A 20,159-nucleotide genomic window follows, 5' to 3' on the forward strand; every position below is an offset into this window, starting at 1 on the left:
GTGACGAAACCGGCACCCCTCGCCGCCGCCGGCCGCGTCGCCGGGGCGGCCGCCCTCATCGCCGTCCTGACCGTGGTCAGCCGCCTCGCCGGCTTCGGCCGCACCGCCGTGTTCACCTGGACGCTGTCCACCAGCGACCTCGGCGGCGCCTACCTGGTGGCCAACTATGTCCCGAACTTCATCTTCGAGATCGTCGCCGGTGGGGCGCTGGCGAGTCTCGTCGTACCGCTGCTGGCCGGCGCCGTCGAGGCGGGTGACCGGCGGGCGGTGGCCGCCACCACGGGCGCGCTGCTGACCTGGACGCTGAGCCTGCTGGTCCCGCTGGCGGTGCTGGTGGCGGTGTTCGCCGACCCGCTGCCGGGTCTGCTCGGTCACGGTCTCAGCGACGCCCAGCAGGCGTCCGGGGCGCGGATGCTGCGGGTCTTCGCGCCCCAACTGCCGCTCTACGGCGTCGGGATCGTGCTCACCGGCGTGCTGCAGGCGCACCGGCGCTTCGCCTGGCCGGTGATCGCGCCGCTGCTGTCCAGCGTCACCGTGATCGCGGTCTACCTCGGCTTCACCGCGGTCGAGGGGCGGCTGGCGACCATCGGCGCGGTCGGTCGCGGCGGTGAGCTGCTGCTCGCCGGCGGCACCACGCTCGGCGTGGTGGTGCTGTCCCTGTCGCTGCTGATTCCGCTGCGCCGGCTGCGGCTGCGCCCCCGGCCGGGCTACCGGTTCCCGGCCGACGCGCGGGCACGGGTCGGCGGGCTGGTGGTCGTCGGGGCGGTCACCGTGGCCGCGCAACAGATCGCCCTGGCCGTCACGCTCAACCAGGTCACCTACGGCCGGACCGCGGACGTGGGCGTGTTCAACCTGGCCCAGACCGTCTACTTCCTGCCCTGGTCGGTGCTGGCGGTGCCGCTCGCGGTCGCCGCGTACCCGACGCTGGTGGCGGCCCGGGCGAGCGGCGACGAGCGCGCCTACCGCGACACCCTGGCCCCGGCGGTGCGCGGGGTCGTGCTGTTCAGCCTGCTCGGCGCCGCCGCGCTGGCCGGCGCCGCGATCCCGCTCGGGCACTTCTTCTTCCGTGATCCGGTCGACGCGGGCACCGCCGCGGCCGGGATCGCGGGGTTCGCGCCCGGCCTGCTCGGCTACGGCCTGTTCGCGATCCTCTCCCGGGCGCTCTACGCGCGCGGCGAGACCCGCGCGGCGAGCGTCGCCACCGCGCTCGGCTGGCTGAGCGTGCCCGCGCTCGCGGTCCTGCTCGCCCAGGCGCTGCCGCTGGCCGACCGGGTGCTCGCGGTGACGCTCGCCACGTCCGCCGGCATGCTGCTGCTCGGCGCGCTGCTGATCGCCGCCGTGCGCCGCTCGGCCGGGCCGGAGGCACTGGCCGGGGTCGGCCGGGCCGGCGCGGCCGGGCTGCTGGCCGCCGTGGTCGCCGCGGCGGGCGGGGCGGCCACCGCCCGGGGCCTCGCCGGCCTGACGGGCGGCACCCCGACGACATTCGAGGCCCTCGTGCAGGGCATGCTGTCCGGGGTCGCGGTCGGTGTCCTGTTCCTCGCCGTCGCCTGGCTGACCGACGCCCGCGACCTGCGGCCGCTGCTGGCGGCCGTGAACCGCCGGCTGCGACGCCGGCGACCGGCCGACGGCCCGCCGGCGGACCAGCACCCCGGCGACCGGGGCGACGGAAAGGAGATCGTTTCCTCATGACGGACGCCTCGCCGGCACCGCGCTGGCCCGGCTCGGTCGCCCTGGTGCTCGCCTCCAGCACCGGCGGCGTGGGACAGCACATCCGCTCCGTCGCCCGGGGCCTGACCGAGGCCGGCGCGTCGGTCCTGGTCTGCGGCCCGGCCGCCACCCAGGACCAGTTCGACTTCACCGGGGCGGGCGCCCGGTTCACCCCGGTGGAGATCCCGGCCAACCCCACCCCCGCCGACGCGCGTGCCGTCACCGCGCTGCGCCGGGCGCTGGCGGAAACGCCGGTCGACGTGGTGCACGCGCACGGGCTGCGCGCCGGCCTGGTCGCGGCGCTCGCCCGGCCCGCTGTACCGCTGGTGGTGACCTGGCACAACGCGGTCCTCGCCGGCGGGTTGCGGGGCACGCTGTCCCGGCTGGTCGAGCGGGTCGTGGCCCGCTCCGTGCGGGTCGCGCTGGGCGCCTCCGCCGACCTGGTCGAGCGGGCCGCCGCGCTGGGCGCCGGCGACGCCCGGCTCGCGCCGGTCGCCGCGCCGGCGCTGCCCGCGCCGCGCCGTCGCCGCAGCGCGGTGCGCGCCGAGTTCGGCGCGACCGGCGACCGTCCGTTGATCCTGTCAGTGGGCCGGCTGCACCCGCAGAAACGGTACGACGTCCTGATCGACGCCGCTGCCCGGTGGCGCGCGCGGACCCCCACGCCGGTGGTGGTGATCGCCGGCAGCGGCCCCGCCTACCTGCCGCTGGCCGCCCGGATCTCGACCGCCCGCGCCCCGGTGACGCTGCTCGGGCACCGCACCGACGTGGCGGACCTGCTGGCCGGCGCCGACCTGGCGGTGGTGACCAGCGACTGGGAGGCCCGCCAGCTGTTCGCGCAGGAGGCGCTGCGCGCCGGTGTCCCGCTGGTCGCCACCGCGGTCGGCGGCCTGCCAGAGCTGGTCGGCGACGCCGCGGTGCTGGTACCGCCCGGTGACGTGAACGCCGTGGACGCGGCGGTGCGCGAACTGCTCGACGACGCGTCGCGTCGCGTCGAGCTGGGCCGCCGGGGAGCGGCCCGGGCCGCGAGCTGGCCCACCGAGGCGGACACCGTGGCGGCGCTCGCCGACCTGTACGCCGAGCTGGCACCGCAACGCGCACCGGGAACCCGCTGATGCTGCGCAGACTGACCCCGGTGCTGCTGACCCTGATGGTGGTGGCGCTGGGCATCACGGCGCTGGCCGCCCGCCCGGACGACGGCACGCCCCGGCGCAGCGCCGACTTCGTGGTGCTGGTCGGCGCGGCGGGCCTGCGCTGGGACGACGTGGACCCGCGGAACACCCCGACGCTGTGGAAGATGGCCGAGCAGGGTGCGATCGGCTCCCTGTCGGTGCGCTCCGCGCACCGCCCCACCTGCCCGGTCGACGGCTGGTTGACCCTCGGCGCCGGCAACTTCGCCGCCTGGAACGGCAGCCGCCCCGGCGGTGGCTGCCCGGCCAGCGGGGTGACCGTGGAGGAGCCCGACGGCATCGGCGCCAACCTGCCCGACCAGCCCGGCGTGGTCGCGTACAACCAGGACAAGTTGGCCTGGGGCGCCACGCCCGGCGCGCTGGCCGAGTCGGTGCGCTGTTCGGTGGCCGTCGGTCCGGGCGCCGCGGTGGCCGCCGCCCGGCCGTTCGGCCGCGTCGACCGGTACGAGTCGTCGCTGCCCGCCGACCCGGCGGGGCTGCTCGGCTCCTGCGTGCTGAGCGTCGTGGACGTGGGCACCGTCGACGACGACGACCCGGCGGTACGGGCCGCGCAGGCGCGCCAGGCCGACGCCCGGCTCGCCCGGGTGCTCGCCGCCCGGCCACCGCGCTCGCTGGTGCTGGTGGCCGGCGTCTCGGACACCGACACCCCGGCGCGGCTGCACGTCGTGGTGGCGGACGGTCCCGGCTGGGACGGCGGCTGGCTGACCTCGCCGAGCACCGGCCGGTCCGGCTACCTGCAACTGGTCGACCTGGCGCCGACCGCGCTCGCCGCGCTGGGCCGGCCGATGCCGGAGCGGCCCTTCCTCGGCCGGCCGGCGATGACCGTCGACGACCGTCCGGACGACCTGCGGACCGCGATCGCGGCGCCGGCCGACGCCGACCGGGAGGCCGCCGCGCAGCGCCGGGTCGCCGGCTGGTTCTTCACGCTGCTCGCCGCCGCCCAGATGGCGCTCGCGGTGGCGGTGCTGCCGCTGCTGCGCCGGGCCCGCCGGCTCGCCGGCCCGCACTCGCCGGCGCCGGTGTCCCGGCGGGTGGTGGCGGTGGTGGAGTTGCTGTTGATCGCCGCCGCGCTGGCCGTGCCGGCGGCGCTGCTGGCCGACGCGGCGCCGTGGTGGCGCGGGCACCACGCCGGCTGGTGGTTCGCCTCGGTGACCGCGCTGCTCATCGTGGGCGGCACCGCGGCGGTCCGGTTCACCCCGGGGCACGACCGCACGCTCGGGCCGCTCGGCGCGGTAGCCGGGCTGGCCACGCTGGTGGTCGGCGTGGACGTGCTCACCGGGTCCCGGCTGCAACTCAACGGCGTGGTCGGCTACTCCGCGCTGGAGGGCGGCCGGTACGCCGGGCTCGGCACGGTGGGGCTGGGCGTGTTCATCGCCGGTGCGCTGCTGTGCGGCGGGTGGCTGGCCCAGCGGGTACGCCGCGGCTGGCGGCCGGCCGTCCTGGTGACGGTGGGCGGCGTGGCCGTGGTGATCGTGGGCAGCCCCTACCTGGGCGCCGACTCGATCGGCGCGATCGCGTTGACCGCCGGGGTCTCCGTGGCGGCGGCGATCTGCACCGGCGGCTGGTTGACGGTCAGCCGGCTGGCCTGGGCCACCATGGCGGGGCTGGCGGTGACCATCGGCTTCGCGCTTGTCGACCTGGACCGGCCGGCGGCCGAGCGGGGCAGCCTGGGCCGGTTCCTGGCGGCGCTCGGCGACGGCACCGGCGGGCTCACCGTGCACCGCTCCAGCACGTCGAACTTCCAGACGCTGGTGAACAGCCCGCTGACCGTGCTGGCCCTGGCCGGGGCCGCGCTGGTCTGGCTGGCGTTGCTGCAGCCGTGGGGCGGGTTGTTGCGGCTGTTCGGCATCTACCCGGCGATCCGGGCGGCGATGGCCGGCACCGGGGTGGCCGCCGGGCTGGGCGGCGTGCTCGGCGGCTCGGCGCTGGACGTGGCCGGTGCGGCGGGCGCGTTGGTGGTGCCGATGGCGGCGCTCGCCGCGTTGCGGGTGCTCGACCACTCCACCGACCGCACCGTGCCCGACGGCGGGCGCGGCGGGGGAGAGGGCGGCGCGGGGCCGTCGGGTGGGGCGGGTCCGGACGGTGCGCGCCCGTCCGGCGGACCACGGCCCGGTGGCGCCCAGGTCTCGGGCGGGCCGGCCGGTGGTGCGGTCCCGGCCGGTCGACTCCGCTCGGCCGACGGGGCGGGTTCCGCGTCCGGCGACGCCGGTGCCGCGCCGGGCCGCCCGGGTCCGCCCGCCGAGGACGGCGTGGCCGCCCATCCGCCGATACCCGGCCAGGTCACGCCGGCGTCGACCGAGGTGCCCGCCCGCTGACCGGTGGCCCGGCGCGCGGGCGGGTCCGGCCGGCGGGGAACCCGCCGGTTCGGCGTACCGGAGCGACCGGGAGCGCCGGAAATGGGCCTCACGTGCGCCGACTGCGAGTGCGACGGCAGCTCACGGTCCGGAAGGTGTTACCGTGGAATCCCGTGGATCGCGTGATCACTTGGCTGATCGGCACGGCGGTTCGCACGACCGCTACGGACGACACGGGAGCAGGCCTTGGCCCCTTCAGCACGGACGACCAGGCACATTTTCGTCACCGGGGGAGTCGCCTCCTCGCTGGGTAAGGGCCTCACCGCCTCCAGCCTCGGCAACCTGCTGACCGCGCGCGGTCTGCGCGTGGTGATGCAGAAGCTCGACCCGTACCTGAACGTCGATCCCGGCACCATGAACCCGTTCCAGCACGGCGAGGTGTTCATCACCGAGGACGGGGCCGAGACCGACCTCGACGTCGGCCACTACGAGCGGTTCCTCGACCGGGATCTCTCCGGCAAGGCGAACGTCACCACCGGGCAGATCTACTCGGCGGTGATCGCCAAGGAACGGCGCGGGGAATACCTGGGCGACACGGTCCAGGTCATCCCGCACATCACCAACGAGATCAAGGCCCGGATCCTCGGCATGGCCGACCCGGACGCCGAGGGCCAGGTGCCCGACGTGGTGATCACCGAGGTGGGCGGCACCGTCGGCGACATCGAGTCGCTGCCGTTCCTGGAGTCGATCCGCCAGATCCGGCACGACCTGGGCCGGGACAACTGCTTCTACCTGCACGTGTCGCTGGTGCCCTACCTGGCGCCGTCGGGCGAGCTGAAGACCAAGCCGACGCAGCACTCGGTGGCGCAGCTGCGCAGCATCGGCATCCAGCCCGACGCGCTGGTGCTGCGCTGCGACCGGGAGATCCCGGACAAGGTCAAGGAGAAGCTGTCGCTCTACTGCGACGTCGACCGGGAGGCGGTCACCGCCGCGCCGGACGCGCCGAGCATCTACGACATCCCGAAGGTGCTGCACCGCGAGGGCCTGGACGCGTACGTGGTGCGCCGGCTCGGCCTGTCGTTCCGCGACGTCGACTGGACCAGCTGGGACGACCTGCTGGAGCGGGTGCACCAGCCGCGCCACACCGTCACCGTGGCGCTGGTCGGCAAGTACGTCGACCTGCCCGACGCGTACCTGTCGGTGAGCGAGGCGATCCGGGCGGCCGGGTTCGGCCACCGCGCCCGGGTGCAGCTCAAGTGGGTGCCCAGCGACGAGTGCGTGACCCCGGCCGGTGCGGCCGCCGCGCTGGCCGGCGTCGACGGCATCGTGATCCCCGGCGGGTTCGGGGTGCGCGGCATCGAGGGCAAGGTGGGCACCGCCCGCTACGCCCGGGAGAACGGCGTCCCGCTGCTCGGCCTCTGCCTCGGCCTGCAGTGCATGACCATCGAGGTGGCCCGGCACCTGGCCAACCTCGACGGGGCGAACTCGCTGGAGTTCGACGAGGAGGCCGTGCACCCGGTCATCGCCACCATGGCCGACCAGGAGGACATCGTGGCCGGCCGCGGTGACCTGGGCGGCACGATGCGGCTCGGGGCGTACCCGGCGACGCTGGCCGAGGGCTCGATCGTCGCCGAGGCGTACGGCAGCACCGAGGTCAGCGAGCGGCACCGGCACCGGTACGAGGTGAACAACGCCTACCGGGACCAGCTCACCAAGGCCGGCCTGACCATCTCCGGCACCTCGCCGGACGGCCGGCTCGTCGAGTTCGTCGAGCTGGACCGCACCCTGCACCCGTTCTTCGTGGCCACCCAGGCGCATCCGGAGCTGAAGAGCCGCCCCACCCGCCCGCACCCGCTGTTCGCGGCGTTCGTGGGCGCCGCGGTCGCGTACTCCGAGTCCGACCAGCTCCCGGTGGACCTGGACGGCGCGGAGTCCGCCGGGAAGAAGCCCGGCCGCGCGGCGAAGGCGGCCGCGAAGTGAGTGGCGCGGTGGAGCACCGGTACGAGGTGGCCGCGCGCCGTGACGTCTGGTCCGGGCGCATCTTCTCGGTGGTCAGCGACGACGTGACGATGCCCGGCGGTGGCACCGCGACCCGCGACTACGTCCGGCACGTGGGCGCGGTGGCCGTGGTGGCGCTCGACGACGCCGGTCAGGTGGTGCTGATCCGGCAGTACCGGCACCCGGTCGGCCGGCACCTGTGGGAGCTGCCCGCCGGGCTGATGGACGTCGGCGGCGAGGACCTGGCCGTCGCGGCGACGCGGGAGCTGGCCGAGGAGGCCGACCTGACCGCGGGGCGGGTCGACGTGCTGGTCGACCTGCACAGCTCGCCGGGCTTCTCGGACGAGGTGGTCCGGGTCTTCCTGGCCCGTGACCTCGCCGAGGTGCCGGCGGAGCGGCGGCACGACCGGCGCGACGAGGAGGCCGACCTCCAGGTGGTCCGCGTCGACCTCGACGAGGCGGTCCGGATGGTCCTGGCCGGCGAGATCACCAACGCGCCCTGCGTGGCCGGGCTGCTGGCCGCCGCCCGGGCCCGGGAGACCGGCTTCGCCGAGCTGCGCCGGCCGGAGGCGCCGCTGCCCCGCTGATCGGGAACCGACGACGAAAGGGGCCGTGCGGCGTGTGCCGCGCGGCCCCTTTTCCGTGCCCCCGCTCAGTCGCGCAGCGGGCGCCCCTGGCCGTCGACGCCGCCGTTGACCAGGAGCAGGATGCCGTCGACGAGGCCCCAGACCGCGCCGAAGCCGCAGGTCACGATCGTGACGACGAGCTGGATCACGGCGGTCTTGGTGTCGCCGATGTAGAACCGGCCGGCGCCGAAGCCGCCGAGGAGGATCTGGAGGATGCCCGCGACGACCTTGCTCTTGTCCGAGACGCCCGGCGGGTACTGCTGGTAAGGAGTGGTCATGAGCGGACACCATAGTGATCCACTCGCGTCCTGTCCGCATCGGCACCCCGACGGTGCGAGGATATTTACCGAAGTCTGTCCTGTCGGCTGACGGCGTCTCCACCGGCCGGCCCGGTCCATGCCTGACACTCCGTCAGCACCGCCGGGCACCGGATGTCACTGTGTTGGCGTCCCCGGGCCTCCGGCACGCCTAGACTGCCGCCGGCGGGACCGGTGGACCGCGTCGGCAACGGAGCCGGCGGGGCGCCGCGCTGTCGGGGGAGAGCCGCCCCGGAGGAAGGTGTCTGCATCGTGAAGGTCGGAATCCCCCGCGAGGTCAAGAACCACGAGTACCGGGTGGCGATCACGCCGGCGGGCGTCAACGAGTTCACCCGCCACGGCCACGAGGTCTTCGTCGAGGCGGGTGCCGGGGTCGGCTCCAGCATCACCGACGACGAGTTCGCCGCCGCCGGCGCGAAGATCCTGGCCACCGCCGACGAGGTGTGGGACACCGCCGAGCTGGTGCTCAAGGTCAAGGAGCCGATCGCCGAGGAGTACCACCGGATGCGCGAGGGGCAGGTGCTCTTCACCTACCTGCACCTGGCCGCCTCCCGCGAGTGCACCGACGCGCTGGTCGACCGGAAGGTCACCGGCATCGCCTACGAGACCGTCGAGCTGCCCGACCGGTCGCTGCCGCTGCTCGCCCCGATGTCCGAGGTGGCCGGCCGGCTCGCCCCGCAGGTCGGCGCGTTCTACATGATGCGCACCGGCGGCGGCCGGGGCGTGCTGCCCGGCGGCGTCTCCGGCGTGTACGCGGCCAAGACCGTGGTCATCGGCGCCGGCGTGTCCGGCCTGAACGCCGCCGCCATCGCGCTGGGCCTGCAGTCCGAGGTGCTGCTGCTGGACAAGAACGTGGCCCGGCTGCGCTCCGCCGACGCCATCTACCGGGGCCACCTGCAGACCGTCGCCTCCAACGCGTACGAGATCGAGCGGGCCGTGCTCGACGCGGACCTGGTCATCGGCGCGGTGCTGGTGCCCGGCGCGAAGGCCCCGAAGCTGATCTCCAACGAGCTGGTCTCCCGGATGAAGCCGGGCAGCGTGCTCGTCGACATCGCCATCGACCAGGGCGGCTGCTTCGAGGACTCGCGCCCCACCACGCACGCCGACCCGGTCTACAAGGTGCACGACTCGATCTTCTACTGCGTGGCGAACATGCCCGGCGCGGTGCCGAACACCAGCACCTACGCGCTGACCAACGTCACCCTGCCGTACGCCCTCGAACTGGCGAACCAGGGCTGGCGGGGGGCGCTGCGGGCCGACCCGGCGCTGGCGCTGGGGCTGAACACCCACGACGGCAAGGTGGTCTACGGCCCGGTCGCCGAGGCGCACGGGATGGACGTGCTGCCGCTGGCCGAGGTGCTGAGCTGACCGAGACGACGCACCGGGCCGGCGCGCAACCCGCGCCGGCCCTGCGTCGGGCGGTCCGCGGCTACCTGGACCACCTCACCGTCGAGCGCGGGCTCTCCGGGAACACGCTCGCCTCGTACCGCCGGGACCTGGACCGCTACCTCACCACCCTGGCCGAGGCCGGGGTGACCGACCTGGCCGCCGCCGGCCCGGGCGAGGTCGAGGCCCACCTGGCCCGGCTGCGCGCCGGCGACGATGACCATCCGCCGCTCGCCGTCTCGTCCACCGCCCGGGCCGCGAGCGCGGTACGTGGCCTGCACCGCTTCGCGCTGCGCGAGGGCCTCACCGGCGCCGACGCGGGCCGCGACGTCCGGCCGCCCACGCCGCCGCGCCGGCTGCCCCGGGCGCTGCCGGTCGACGCCGTCCTGCGGCTGCTGGAGGCCGCCGGCCCGACCGGGACCACCGGCGACGCCGCGCCCCGCACGCTGCGCGACCGGGCGCTGCTGGAGTTCCTGTACGGCACCGGCGCGCGGATCTCCGAGGCGGTCGGCGCGGCCGTCGACGACCTCGACCTGGACACCGGGACCGTGCTGCTGCGCGGCAAGGGCGGCCGGACCCGCCTCGTCCCGGTCGGTGGGTACGCCGCCGACGCGGTGCGCGCCTGGCTGGTCCGCGGCCGGCCGGCGCTGCTCGCCGCCGGGCGGGGCACCCCGGCGCTGTTCGTCAACGCCCGCGGCGGACCGCTCACCCGGCAGGGCGCCTGGGGCGTGCTGCGTGCCGCCGCCGGTCGCGCCGGCCTGCCCGTCGACGGCCCCGAGTCGGTCTCCCCGCACACGCTGCGCCACTCGTACGCCACCCACCTGCTCGACGGCGGCGCGGACGTGCGCGTGGTGCAGGAGCTGCTGGGCCACGCGTCGGTGACCACCACCCAGGTGTACACGTTGGTCACTGTGGAACGGCTGCGCGAGGTGTACGCCACCGCGCACCCGCGCGCGCTCTCCTGACCGGCGGCCGACACGCCGACCCGGTACCGAAGCTGCTGCTGGCCGGTGGCGTACAGTCGGCATCGGCGCGGGCCTCCAGGTGCGACGGACCGGGGGTGCGCAGCGGCGCCGCGAGGGACGTCGGACGGCTCCGACGCCGGGTTGGTCGTCGGGAGGGGGCAACGAGGACATGGCAGGAAACGGTGACCGTGCCGAGACCTGGACGTCGGAGCTCCGTGAGCAGCAGGCGACGCTCGGTGCCGACCTCGGCCCCGCCGACCCGGCCGCGTACACGATGCGCAAGCCGATCCCCGAGCCGATGCCGACCGACCGGCACGGCCCGGCGCGGATCATCGCGATGGCCAACCAGAAGGGTGGCGTCGGCAAGACCACGACCACCATCAACCTGGGCGCCGCCCTCGCCGAGTACGGCCGCAAGGTGCTCCTGGTGGACTTCGATCCGCAGGGCGCCCTCTCCGTCGGCCTGGGCGTCAACCCGCACAACCTCGACCTGTCGGTCTACAACCTGTTGATGCAGGACGACGTCACCGCCGAGGACGTCCTGATCAAGACCGACGTGGCCGGGCTGCACCTGTTGCCGGCCAACATCGACCTCTCCGCCGCCGAGATCCAGCTCGTCAACGAGGTCGCCCGGGAGATGGCCCTGGCCCGGGTGCTGCGCACCATCCGCAAGGAGTACGACTTCATCCTGATCGACTGCCAGCCCTCGCTGGGCCTGCTGGCGATCAACGCGCTGACCGTCGCGCACGGCGTGCTCATCCCGCTGGAGTGCGAGTTCTTCAGCCTGCGCGGGGTGGCGCTGCTGCTGGACACCATCGACAAGGTGCGCGAGCGGCTCAACTTCGACCTCGAGCTCGAAGGCATCCTCGCCACCATGTACGACAGTCGCACCACCCACTGCCGGCAGGTGCTGCAGCGGGTGGTGGAGGCGTTCGGCGACAAGGTCTACCAGACCGTCATCACCAAGACCGTGAAGTTCCCCGAGTCGACGGTGGCCGGCGCGCCCATCACCACCCTCGACCCGGCCTCCTCCGGCGCGCGCAACTACCGGCAGCTCGCCCGAGAGGTGATCGCCGCCGAGGCGGACCGGTAGGGCGCACGTCGCCCGCCCGCCGCGTCGACTACGGTTTCCCGGTGACCGCGCCGCCCCTCGACCCGCACGCCGACCCGGCCGACGCCGCCGGGCTGGCCGCCGAGGTCGACGGCGTCGTTCCCGCCGACCTCGCCGTCGTCGAGGAGACCAGCGGGTTCACGGTCCGGCTGGACAACTTCACCGGCCCGTTCGACCTGCTGCTCCAGCTCATCAGCAAGCACAAGCTGGACGTCACCGAGGTCGCCCTGCACAAGGTCACCGACGAGTTCATCGCCTACCTGCGGGCCATGGGCGACCAGTGGGACCTGGACGAGACCAGCGAGTTCCTGCTGGTCGCCGCCACCCTGCTCGACCTCAAGGCGGCCCGGCTGCTGCCCTCGGCCGAGGTGGAGGACGAGGAGGACTTGGCGCTGCTGGAGGCGCGGGACCTGCTCTTCGCCCGGCTGCTGCAGTACAAGGCGTACAAGGAGGCGGCGGCGCACATCGCCGAGCTGGAAGCGGTCGGCGGCCGACGCTACCCGCGGGCGGTCACCCTGGAGCCCCGCTACGCCGAGGCGCTGCCCGACCTGGTGCTCGGCATCGGCCCGCAGCGGTTGCTCAAGCTGGCCGTGAGGGCGATGAGCCCGAAGCCGGTGCCCGAGGTCTCCATCGCCCACGTGCACATGGTCCGGGTCAGCGTCCGGGAGCACGCCGGGATCATCGCCGACCGGCTGCGTCGCGCCGGGGTGGCCACCTTCTCGCTGCTCTGCGCCGACTGCGAGATGACGCTGGAGGTGGTGGCCCGGTTCCTGGCGCTGCTGGAGCTCTACCGGCAGGGTCTCGTCGCGTTCGTGCAGGAGCAGGCGCTGGAGGAGCTGACGGTCCGCTGGACCGGCCCGGCCGACGGCGACGCCGAGCTGACCGTCGACGAGTACGCCGGCTCGCCGGAACCGACCCCCGCCCCGGCCGACGTATCCGCTGCCGACGCCGACGCCGACGCCGACGCCGCTGCCGCTGCCGACCCCGCCGAGGGGGACGCCGACACCGCCGACGTCGACACCGCCATCGCCGCCGCCGACGACGACCAGCGTCGTGACGTGGCGGACACGACCGCACCGACGCAGGAGTGACCTGATGAGCGACGAGGAGCGCCGCGACTCGCTGGCCGACCAGGCAGCCGCCTGGATCCCTCCATGGGCGCGCCCCACCCCGCCCGAGCCCACCCCTTCCGACGAGGCCCCGCCCCGCCCTGACGAGGCCCCGCCCGCCGCAGCTCGGCCCGAGCCCGACACGGTGGATACCTACCGCTCACCGGAGCGTGCGGATCTCGACTCCTCCGCAGATCTTGGAAGCGATGGGCCCCCGGAGGGGCCGTTTCCTTCCAAGATCTCGTCTCCGGGCGAGACCTCGGGGGAGGCCCCGGGTGGCGGGGACGGGGGCGACGTCGGGGCGCCGGGTCGGGAGTCGGCAGCCGACGACGGGGGGAGCGCTGGCGGCGTACCCCAGAAGCGGGGGCGGCGGCGGGCGGCGCCGGAACCGGCGCCCGCGCCGGTGCTGGACGACGCCGAGCTGCGCGGCGCCCTGGAGGCGATCCTGCTGGTGGTGGACCAGCCGGTCAGCGAGCTGGTCCTGGCCGAGGTGCTGGAGCAGGCCCCGGAGCGGGTGGGCGCCATGCTCGACGACATCGCCGCCGGCTACACCGCGGCCGGCCACGGTTTCGAGCTGCGCCGGGCCGCGGGTGGCTGGCGTCTCTACACCCGGCCGGAATACGCCGGCCATGTCGAACGGTTCGTGCTGGACGGGCAGTCGGTCCGGCTGACCCAGGCCGCGCTGGAGACCCTCGCGGTGGTCGCCTACCGCCAGCCGGTGACCCGTTCGCGCATCTCGGCCATCCGGGGTGTCAACTGCGACGGGGTGCTCCGTACCCTGGTGGGTCGCGGCCTGGTCGAGGAGTGCGGCACCGAAGCGGACAGCGGTGCGTTCCTCTACCGGACCACCACCTTGTTCCTGGAGAAGCTGGGGCTCAACTCGGTGGACGACCTGCCGCCCCTGGCCCCGTTCCTTCCCGACGACGTAGAAGAGCTTGCCGATGCGACGCGATGACCGTGCCCCGAAGCCCGACGCCCCCGTGTACGAGGGCGCCGAGCGCCTGCAGAAGGTGCTCGCCGCCGCGGGGGTGGGATCGCGGCGCGCCTGCGAAGACCTGATCTTCCGGCGGCGGGTCACGGTCAACGGGCGGGTCGCGCAGCTCGGCGACAAGGCCGACCCGGCACGCGACGTGATCGTCGTCGACGGTGAACGGCTCCAGGCCGACGTCCGCCTGGTCTACGTGGCGATGAACAAGCCGCGCGGGGTGGTCACCACCATGGCCGACGAGAAGGGCCGCACCGAGCTCGCCGACTTCATCGGCGCGCGGCTGGAGCAGCGGGTCTACCACGTCGGGCGGCTGGACGCCGACAGCGAGGGCCTGCTCCTGCTCACCAACGACGGCACCCTCGCCCACAAGCTCATGCACCCGTCGTACGAGGTGCTGAAGACCTACCTCGCCGAGGTGGCCGGGCCGATCCCGCGCAACCTGGGCAAGCGGCTCGCCGCCGGCGTCGAGCTGGAGGACGGGCCGGTGAAGGTCGACGGGTTCAAGGTGGTCGACACGCTGGGCAAAACCGCCCAGGTGGAGCTGACCCTGCACGAGGGGCGCAAGCACATCGTCCGGCGGCTGATGGCCGAGGTGGGCCACCCGGTGTCCCGGCTGATCCGTACCTCGATCGGTCCGATCAAGCTCGGCGACCTGCGCACCGGGCGGCTGCGACGGCTGACCAACGCGGAGGTCGCCGCCCTGTTCAAGGCCGTGGGTGACTGACCCGGTCGATCGGGTACGGCTCCCGGTAGGCTTCGACGCGGTCCGCGGGCCGGCGCACGCGCCCCCGCGGGGCGCCCGCGCGGCGCGGGCATGATTGACGACGAGACACATCCGCTCAACGGCGCCGGACATTCCGGTCGACCCGCGAGGTACGGGCTGAGGAGGACAACGGTGGAGGAAAACGTACCGGCCGGGCGATGCGTGGTCGCTGTGGACGGGCCGTCCGGTTCGGGGAAGTCCACCGTGTCGCGGCGCCTGGCGGTGAGCCTCGGTGCCCGCTACCTCGACACCGGCGCGATGTACCGGGCGCTGACCTGGGCGGTGCTGCGCTCCGGAGTCGAGCTGACCGACGCCGAGTCGGTGGCCAAGGTCGCCGGCGAGGCCGACCTGCGCATCGGCACCGACCCCCGGGGGTACGCGGTGACGGTCGACGGCACCGACGTGTCCACCGACATCCGCGGCGCCGAGGTGACCGGCGCGGTCTCCGCGGTGGCCGCCGTCGGCGCGATCCGTGAGCTGCTGGTCGACCGGCAGCGGCGGCTCATCGCCGAGGCGGGCCGGATCGTGGTCGAGGGCCGCGACATCGGCTCCGTGGTGGCCCCCGACGCCGACCTGAAGGTCTACCTGACCGCCTCCGAGGCGGCCCGCGCCCGGCGACGCAGCGCTGAGGACGCCGCCGACGTCACGGCGACCGCCGCCGACCTGGCCCGGCGGGACCGGCTCGACTCGACCCGCAAGGTCAACCCGTTGCAGCAGGCCACCGACGCCGTGGTGCTGGACACCACCGAGCTGGGCATCGACGAGGTCGTCGCCCGCCTGCGCGACCTGCTCACCGAGCGGGGTGTCGCGTGAGCGGCGACGACGAATTCGGCGGCTGGGTGGAGCTGCGTGAGCCGGAGGTCGAGGTCGACGAGCCCACCGGCCCGCGGCCCGTGGTGGCCGTGGTCGGCCGCCCCAACGTGGGCAAGTCCACGCTTGTCAACCGCATCATCGGCCGCCGCCAGGCGGTCGTCGAGGACATCCCCGGCGTGACCCGGGACCGGGTGCCCTACGACGCGCAGTGGAACGGCCGGGAGTTCACCGTGGTGGACACCGGCGGCTGGGAGCCCGACGCCAAGGACCGGGCCGCGGCCATCGCCGCCCAGGCCGAGACCGCCGTGGTCACCGCCGACGTGGTGCTGTTCGTGGTGGACGCCATGGTCGGCTCGACAGACGTGGACGAGGCCGCGGTGAAGATGCTGCGCCGCAGCGCCAAGCCGGTGATCCTGGTCGCCAACAAGGCCGACAACACCACCATCGAGATGGAGGCGACCTCGCTGTGGTCGCTCGGTCTCGGTGAGCCGTTCACGGTGTCGGCGCTGCACGGCCGTGGCTCCGGCGACCTGCTCGACGCCATCATGGCCGCGCTGCCCGAGGCGCCGAAGATCGTGGAGAACCGTCCGCGCGGCCCGCGCCGGGTGGCCCTGGTCGGACGGCCCAACGTCGGCAAGTCCAGCCTGCTCAACCGGTTCTCCGGCGAGGACCGCGCGGTGGTCGACTCGGTCGCCGGCACCACCGTCGACCCGGTGGACAGCCTGGTCGAGATCGGCGGCGAGACCTGGCAGCTGGTGGACACCGCCGGGCTGCGCAAGCGGGTCGGCAGGGCCAGCGGCACGGAATACTACGCCAGCCTGCGCACCGCCTCGGCGATCGAGGCGGCCGAGGTGGCGGTGGTGCTGCTGGACTCCAGCGAGGTGATCAGCGAGCAGGACCAGCGGGTCCTCACCATGGTGGTGGAGGCCGGCCGGGCCCTGGTCATCGCGTTCAACAAGTGGGACCTGGTGGACGCCGACCGCCGCTACTACCTGGACAAGGAGATCGACCGGGAGCTTCGGCGGATCCCCTGGGCGATCCGACTGAACCTGTCCGCGCAGACCGGCCGGGCCGTCGACAAGCTCGCCCCGGCGCTGCGCAAGGCGCTCGCGAGCTGGGAGACCCGCATCCCCACCGCGCAGCTCAACCAGTGGCTCACCGCGCTGGTCCAGGCCACCCCGCACCCGGTGCGCGGCGGGCGCGCCCCGCGCATCCTGTTCGCCACCCAGGCCGGGGTGGCGCCGCCCCGGTTCGTGCTGTTCACCACCGGCCCGCTGGACGCCGGCTACCAGCGGTTCGTGGAACGCAAGCTGCGCGAGGAGTTCGGCTTCGAGGGCAGCCCGATCGACATCTCGGTCCGGCCGCGCAAGAAGCTGGGCCCGGGCGGGCGCGGCAAGGCGCACGGCTGACCGTTCTCCAGAAGCCGCCGGGGCACCACCCCGGCGGCTTCTTTCCTAGGATGCTCTAGGGGGAGTGACGCCGGGCGCCATGGCGCACGGAGGGGCCTGTGCGTACGGTGCGAAGATCTTGCGCTAAGCTGTACCGGCTGCTGCGGGGGAGACCGCGCGGGGGCATCGGGACGTGGCGCAGTTTGGTAGCGCACTTGACTGGGGGTCAAGGGGTCGTCGGTTCGAATCCGGCCGTCCCGACAAAGAAAAGCCCTGACCAGTGGAAACGCTGGTCAGGGCTTCGACTCTCTTCTATGGAAATTTGAATCGTCCCCCGAAAACCCCCGGTTTACGCGCGATGCGGCAACCACGTTTGCACATCTGATCTCAGCGACGCCCTCGGCCGAACCTGTCTCGATCGGGGGCGGCTGTCGTGGCTTGTCGTTCCGTGGCTTCCGTCATCCCCACCAGCCGCTCGATCCGGAGAGCCAGGACATAGCCGAGGGGTTCGTCGTCGTCCGGCGGTCCGTGCTTCGCCGGCACTGACCGACCGGCCGGCTCACCGAGGAGCGGTCGGACTACCGTGACGCGGGACCGGGCCAGGCGCGGGTGTGCGGTCCGTACGAGCCCGATGCAGGATGACGTCGAGGTGGCGCACACGCAGCAGGTCACCCCGCGTTGGCCAGGGAGAGGTCACTCGGATCCTCACACGGTCCCAAGCCGTACTGAAAACCATCAAAGCTGTAAAAGCATCGACGTCGAGCTCATAGCTCTCTGAGCGCCCAGTTGTTCGTCCTGAGGACGATTCGTACGTGATCGCCAGCGGTTCCTCATTTCCCGCCATCTCGAAATCTGCCTCTCGGCCGACCGCCCTGAGCTGGGTTGTCGGCCGTGACGGAAATTCCACAGTCCCCGCCCGGAGATGCGCGTGCGAGATTGGCCACGCCAGGCCCGCGAGGGCCGAGCCGACGAAGGGACTGCAGTGCACTGTCGATCATGGACAATTCGGCTACGCATCGTGCCCGGCGCAATTCTCGCCACCGTGCTGTTGGCCGCCACCCCCCTGCTGACCCCCGCGCCCGCGCTCGCCACGGTCACGCCGGTGGCCGACATGAAGCCCCGGATCACTGGCGTGAGCGTCCCGGCCGGCTCCACGGCGGACATCGAAGGGATCGGCGGCACCGGGCCGGACCACGCGCGGTTCGCCCCGGTCGCCGCCGACCCGCCAATCCCGTTCTCGCTCAAGGTCGACTTCTCGGACGCGGCGACCGCGCCGGCCACCGGCTACGTCCGCGACTCCGGCGAGGCATACGTGGCGACTCGCGGGTACGGCTGGGTCGACCTGGGCGAGCGCACTCCGGTGAGCCTGGTCGGCAACGGCCGCAACCGTAACCCGGCAGCTGGCCAGAGCGATCTGCGGCTGGCCACCTTCATGCACGCCCAGTTGCCGGCCGGGAGCGCCGGCGTGCCGACGCCCGGCGCCTGGGAGGCGGCGGTGCCGACCGGCAGCTACACGGTCACCGTCGCGGTCGGCGACGCCGGTACCGCGGTCGACAGCGTGCACTGGGTCAACATCGAGGACCAGAACGCGATCGCCGCCTTCGTGCCGGCCGCCACGACCAGGTTCGCCACCGTCACCCGCACAGTGAGCGTCACCGATGGCAAGCTCACGGTGACCCCGACGGGCGGTACCAACACCAAGTTCGCGTACCTCGACGTCACGAGCGTGGTCGACTCGGCCGCCACCCCGACGGTACGCACCAGCACCCCGGCCAACGGCACCACCGGCGTGCCCACCACGACCAGCGTGGTGGAGGACCTGGTGCTGCCCAACGGAGGGGTGGCCGCAGCCACGCTCACTCCGTCGACGGTGCGGCTCACCCGCCTCTCCGACGGCGCGGCGGTGTCCGCCACCACGATCACCAGCGGCGGCGGCGACGTCATCAACCTTTCCCCGACCGCACCGCTGGCGTCCAACACGGCGTACCGGTTCAGCATCACCAGCGGCGTCACCGACGTGACCGGCAAGCCGTTCGCGCCGTACTCCATCGTGTTCACCACCGGCGCGGGCGCGGGCGGCAGCGGGCCGATCGCCTTCGACAAGACCGTCGGCGTGGCCACCGGCAAGTCCTTCACCACTGTGGTCAAGGGGCCCGACGGCCGGCTCTATGCCGGGACCCTGGACGGCTACGTCTACCGCTTCCCGATCAACGCCGACGGCACGCTGGGCACGCCGACGGTCATCGCCGCCGTGCGCAGCAACGCCACTGCCCTCGGCCTGCCCGGCGCTCCGGCCCGCACGATCATCGGCATGGCCTTCGACCCGGTCTCCACGCCCACCGCGCCGATCCTGTGGGTCACCGACAACTACCAGTACGTCGGGGCGCTGAACGTGCCCGACTGGTCCGGTCGGGTGGGCCGGCTCAGCGGCGCCGACCTGGGTACGTACACCTCGGTGGTGGTGAACCTGCCGCGCTCCGTCAAGGACCACGAGACCAACTCACTGGCCTTCGGCCCGGACGGCGCGCTCTACCTGAGCCAGGGCGCCAACAACGCGATGGGCGCCGCCGACTCCACCTGGGGCAACCGGCCCGAGCGCCTGCTCAGCGCCGCCGTGCTGCGGCTGGACCCTGCCCGGTTGCCGGCCACGTTGCCGCTGGACGTCCACACCGAGGCGGGCGGCGTCTACGACCCGTACGCGACCGGGGCGCCACTGACGCTCTACGCCACCGGCGTGCGCAACGCCTTCGACCTGGTGTGGCACCGCAACGGACACCTCTACGCGCCGACCAACGGCTCGGCTGCGGGAGGCAACACCCCCGCCACGCCCACGCCGCTGCCTGCCTCGTGCACACGCCGCGGCTACACCGGCCCGGCGGTTCCCGCTCTGACCGGCGTGCCGACGGCGGAGACCGACTACGTCTTCGACGTCAAGCCGGGCCGTTACTACGGCCACCCCAACCCGCTGCGCTGCGAGTGGGTGCTCGCCGGCGGCAATCCGGCCGCCGGCACCGACCCGTTCGAGGTGCCCGCCTATCCCGTGGGCACTCAACCGGACCCGAATTTCGACCTTGCCGGCACGTACGACGCCGGCCTGCACGCCTCCGCCAACGGCGCGGTCGAGTACCGCGGCGGCGCCTTCGGCGGTGCGCTGCGTGGCAAGCTGCTGGTCGTGCGCTACTCAGCCGGTCAGGACATCGAGACCTTCGACGTGGCACCCGGCGGGGCGCTGTCCAACCGGACGACGGGGCTGGCCGGTTTGACCGGGTTCAGCCAGCCGCTGGACGTCACCGAGGACACTGCCACCGGCAACCTGTACGTGACCGAACTCGGCGCCAACCGCATCACTCTGCTGCGACCACGCGTCTAGCCGCAGGCACAGCCGGGGCGGGCCGTAGGGGTGGTGACTGCTCGGCAGGCCCCCAGCGGGGCTCGAAAGGCCTCCCAGCTGTCGGGGGAACCTCACCCAGGCCGTGAGCGGAACCGCGCAGTTCGGTCCGGTACCTC

At 73.8% G+C, this 20,159-nt stretch carries 15 protein-coding genes and 1 tRNA gene; 15 read left to right on the forward strand and 1 reads right to left on the reverse strand.

Annotated elements, in window-relative coordinates; translation table 11 throughout:
- From murJ to GA0070213_RS27080, 5 genes are all read left to right on the forward strand, one after another.
- The gene (gene murJ, locus GA0070213_RS27060; protein WP_091070769.1) at nt 1–1,689 is read left to right on the forward strand and encodes a murein biosynthesis integral membrane protein MurJ; all 1,689 of its coding nucleotides are present in this window, start codon (nt 1–3) and stop codon (nt 1,687–1,689) included.
- Nucleotides 1,686–2,819: a glycosyltransferase family 4 protein gene (locus GA0070213_RS27065; RefSeq protein ID WP_091070772.1), complete on the forward strand. Its 1,134-nt coding sequence runs from the start codon at nt 1,686–1,688 to the stop codon at nt 2,817–2,819. The genes murJ and GA0070213_RS27065 overlap by 4 nt, the downstream gene beginning before the upstream one ends.
- Nucleotides 2,819–5,209, forward strand: coding sequence for a hypothetical protein (locus GA0070213_RS27070; protein ID WP_091070774.1), 2,391 nt, complete (start codon nt 2,819–2,821; stop codon nt 5,207–5,209). Before GA0070213_RS27065 ends, GA0070213_RS27070 begins: the two co-directional genes overlap by 1 nt.
- 225 nt (nt 5,210–5,434) lie before the next feature.
- Nucleotides 5,435–7,168, forward strand: coding sequence for a CTP synthase (locus GA0070213_RS27075; protein WP_091070776.1), 1,734 nt, complete (start codon nt 5,435–5,437; stop codon nt 7,166–7,168).
- Nucleotides 7,165–7,773 carry an NUDIX domain-containing protein gene (locus GA0070213_RS27080; RefSeq protein ID WP_091070779.1) on the forward strand — a complete coding sequence of 203 codons (609 nt, stop codon included), beginning with the start codon at nt 7,165–7,167 and terminating at the stop codon, nt 7,771–7,773. The genes GA0070213_RS27075 and GA0070213_RS27080 overlap by 4 nt, the downstream gene beginning before the upstream one ends.
- A 65-nt stretch (nt 7,774–7,838) precedes the next feature.
- Here GA0070213_RS27080 and GA0070213_RS27085 read toward each other — a convergent pair whose 3' ends face one another.
- Nucleotides 7,839–8,210: an NINE protein gene (locus GA0070213_RS27085; RefSeq protein ID WP_091070783.1), complete on the reverse strand. Its 372-nt coding sequence runs from the start codon at nt 8,208–8,210 to the stop codon at nt 7,839–7,841.
- Nucleotides 8,211–8,381: 171 nt separating this feature from the next.
- Here GA0070213_RS27085 and ald point away from each other — a divergent pair, with 171 nt between their 5' ends.
- The 10 genes from ald to GA0070213_RS27135 all read left to right on the forward strand — a co-directional run bounded on the left by ald (nt 8,382) and on the right by GA0070213_RS27135 (nt 20,022).
- The gene (gene ald / locus GA0070213_RS27090) at nt 8,382–9,497 is read left to right on the forward strand and encodes an alanine dehydrogenase (RefSeq protein WP_091070785.1); all 1,116 of its coding nucleotides are present in this window, start codon (nt 8,382–8,384) and stop codon (nt 9,495–9,497) included.
- Nucleotides 9,494–10,480, forward strand: coding sequence for a site-specific tyrosine recombinase XerD (locus GA0070213_RS27095; RefSeq protein ID WP_091070927.1), 987 nt, complete (start codon nt 9,494–9,496; stop codon nt 10,478–10,480). The genes ald and GA0070213_RS27095 overlap by 4 nt, the downstream gene beginning before the upstream one ends.
- Nucleotides 10,481–10,649: 169 nt before the next feature.
- Nucleotides 10,650–11,573 carry a ParA family protein gene (locus tag GA0070213_RS27100; protein WP_091070788.1) on the forward strand — a complete coding sequence of 308 codons (924 nt, stop codon included), beginning with the start codon at nt 10,650–10,652 and terminating at the stop codon, nt 11,571–11,573.
- A gap of 41 nt (nt 11,574–11,614) precedes the next feature.
- Complete coding sequence (locus GA0070213_RS27105; RefSeq protein WP_245716570.1) at nt 11,615–12,682, forward strand: segregation and condensation protein A; 1,068 nt, start codon at nt 11,615–11,617, stop codon at nt 12,680–12,682.
- Nucleotides 12,683–12,686: 4 nt separating this feature from the next.
- Entirely contained in the window at nt 12,687–13,655 is a 969-nt protein-coding gene (gene scpB, locus GA0070213_RS27110; protein ID WP_091070791.1) for an SMC-Scp complex subunit ScpB, read from the forward strand.
- On the forward strand, nt 13,642–14,412 hold the full coding sequence (locus tag GA0070213_RS27115) for a pseudouridine synthase (protein WP_091070793.1): 771 nt from the start codon (nt 13,642–13,644) through the stop codon (nt 14,410–14,412). The genes scpB and GA0070213_RS27115 overlap by 14 nt, the downstream gene beginning before the upstream one ends.
- A gap of 171 nt (nt 14,413–14,583) precedes the next feature.
- Nucleotides 14,584–15,264: a (d)CMP kinase gene (gene cmk / locus GA0070213_RS27120; RefSeq protein WP_091070795.1), complete on the forward strand. Its 681-nt coding sequence runs from the start codon at nt 14,584–14,586 to the stop codon at nt 15,262–15,264.
- A 26-nt stretch (nt 15,265–15,290) separates the two neighbouring features.
- On the forward strand, nt 15,291–16,673 hold the full coding sequence (der, locus tag GA0070213_RS27125; RefSeq protein WP_091070930.1) for a ribosome biogenesis GTPase Der: 1,383 nt from the start codon (nt 15,291–15,293) through the stop codon (nt 16,671–16,673).
- Between the two features lie 166 nt (nt 16,674–16,839).
- Nucleotides 16,840–16,913 (forward strand) — tRNA-Pro (locus GA0070213_RS27130).
- Between the two features lie 757 nt (nt 16,914–17,670).
- Entirely contained in the window at nt 17,671–20,022 is a 2,352-nt protein-coding gene (locus GA0070213_RS27135) for a PQQ-dependent sugar dehydrogenase (RefSeq protein WP_245716571.1), read from the forward strand.
- Nucleotides 20,023–20,159: the final 137 nt, after the last annotated feature.

This window comes from Micromonospora humi (genome assembly GCF_900090105.1).
Lineage (GTDB): Bacteria > Actinomycetota > Actinomycetes > Mycobacteriales > Micromonosporaceae > Micromonospora > Micromonospora humi.

Bases quoted from the DNA above. Each gene is read 5' to 3' on its own strand.
- scpB (WP_091070791.1), top strand. From the start codon at position 12,687: ATGAGCGACGAGGAGCGCCGCGACTCGCTGGCCGACCAGGCAGCCGCC.
- GA0070213_RS27115 (WP_091070793.1), top strand. From the start codon at position 13,642: ATGCGACGCGATGACCGTGCCCCGAAGCCCGACGCCCCCGTGTACGAG.
- GA0070213_RS27065 (WP_091070772.1), top strand. From the start codon at position 1,686: ATGACGGACGCCTCGCCGGCACCGCGCTGGCCCGGCTCGGTCGCCCTG.
- GA0070213_RS27070 (WP_091070774.1), top strand. From the start codon at position 2,819: ATGCTGCGCAGACTGACCCCGGTGCTGCTGACCCTGATGGTGGTGGCG.
- GA0070213_RS27100 (WP_091070788.1), top strand. From the start codon at position 10,650: ATGGCAGGAAACGGTGACCGTGCCGAGACCTGGACGTCGGAGCTCCGT.
- GA0070213_RS27085 (WP_091070783.1), bottom strand. From the start codon at position 8,210: ATGGACCGGGCCGGCCGGTGGAGACGCCGTCAGCCGACAGGACAGACT.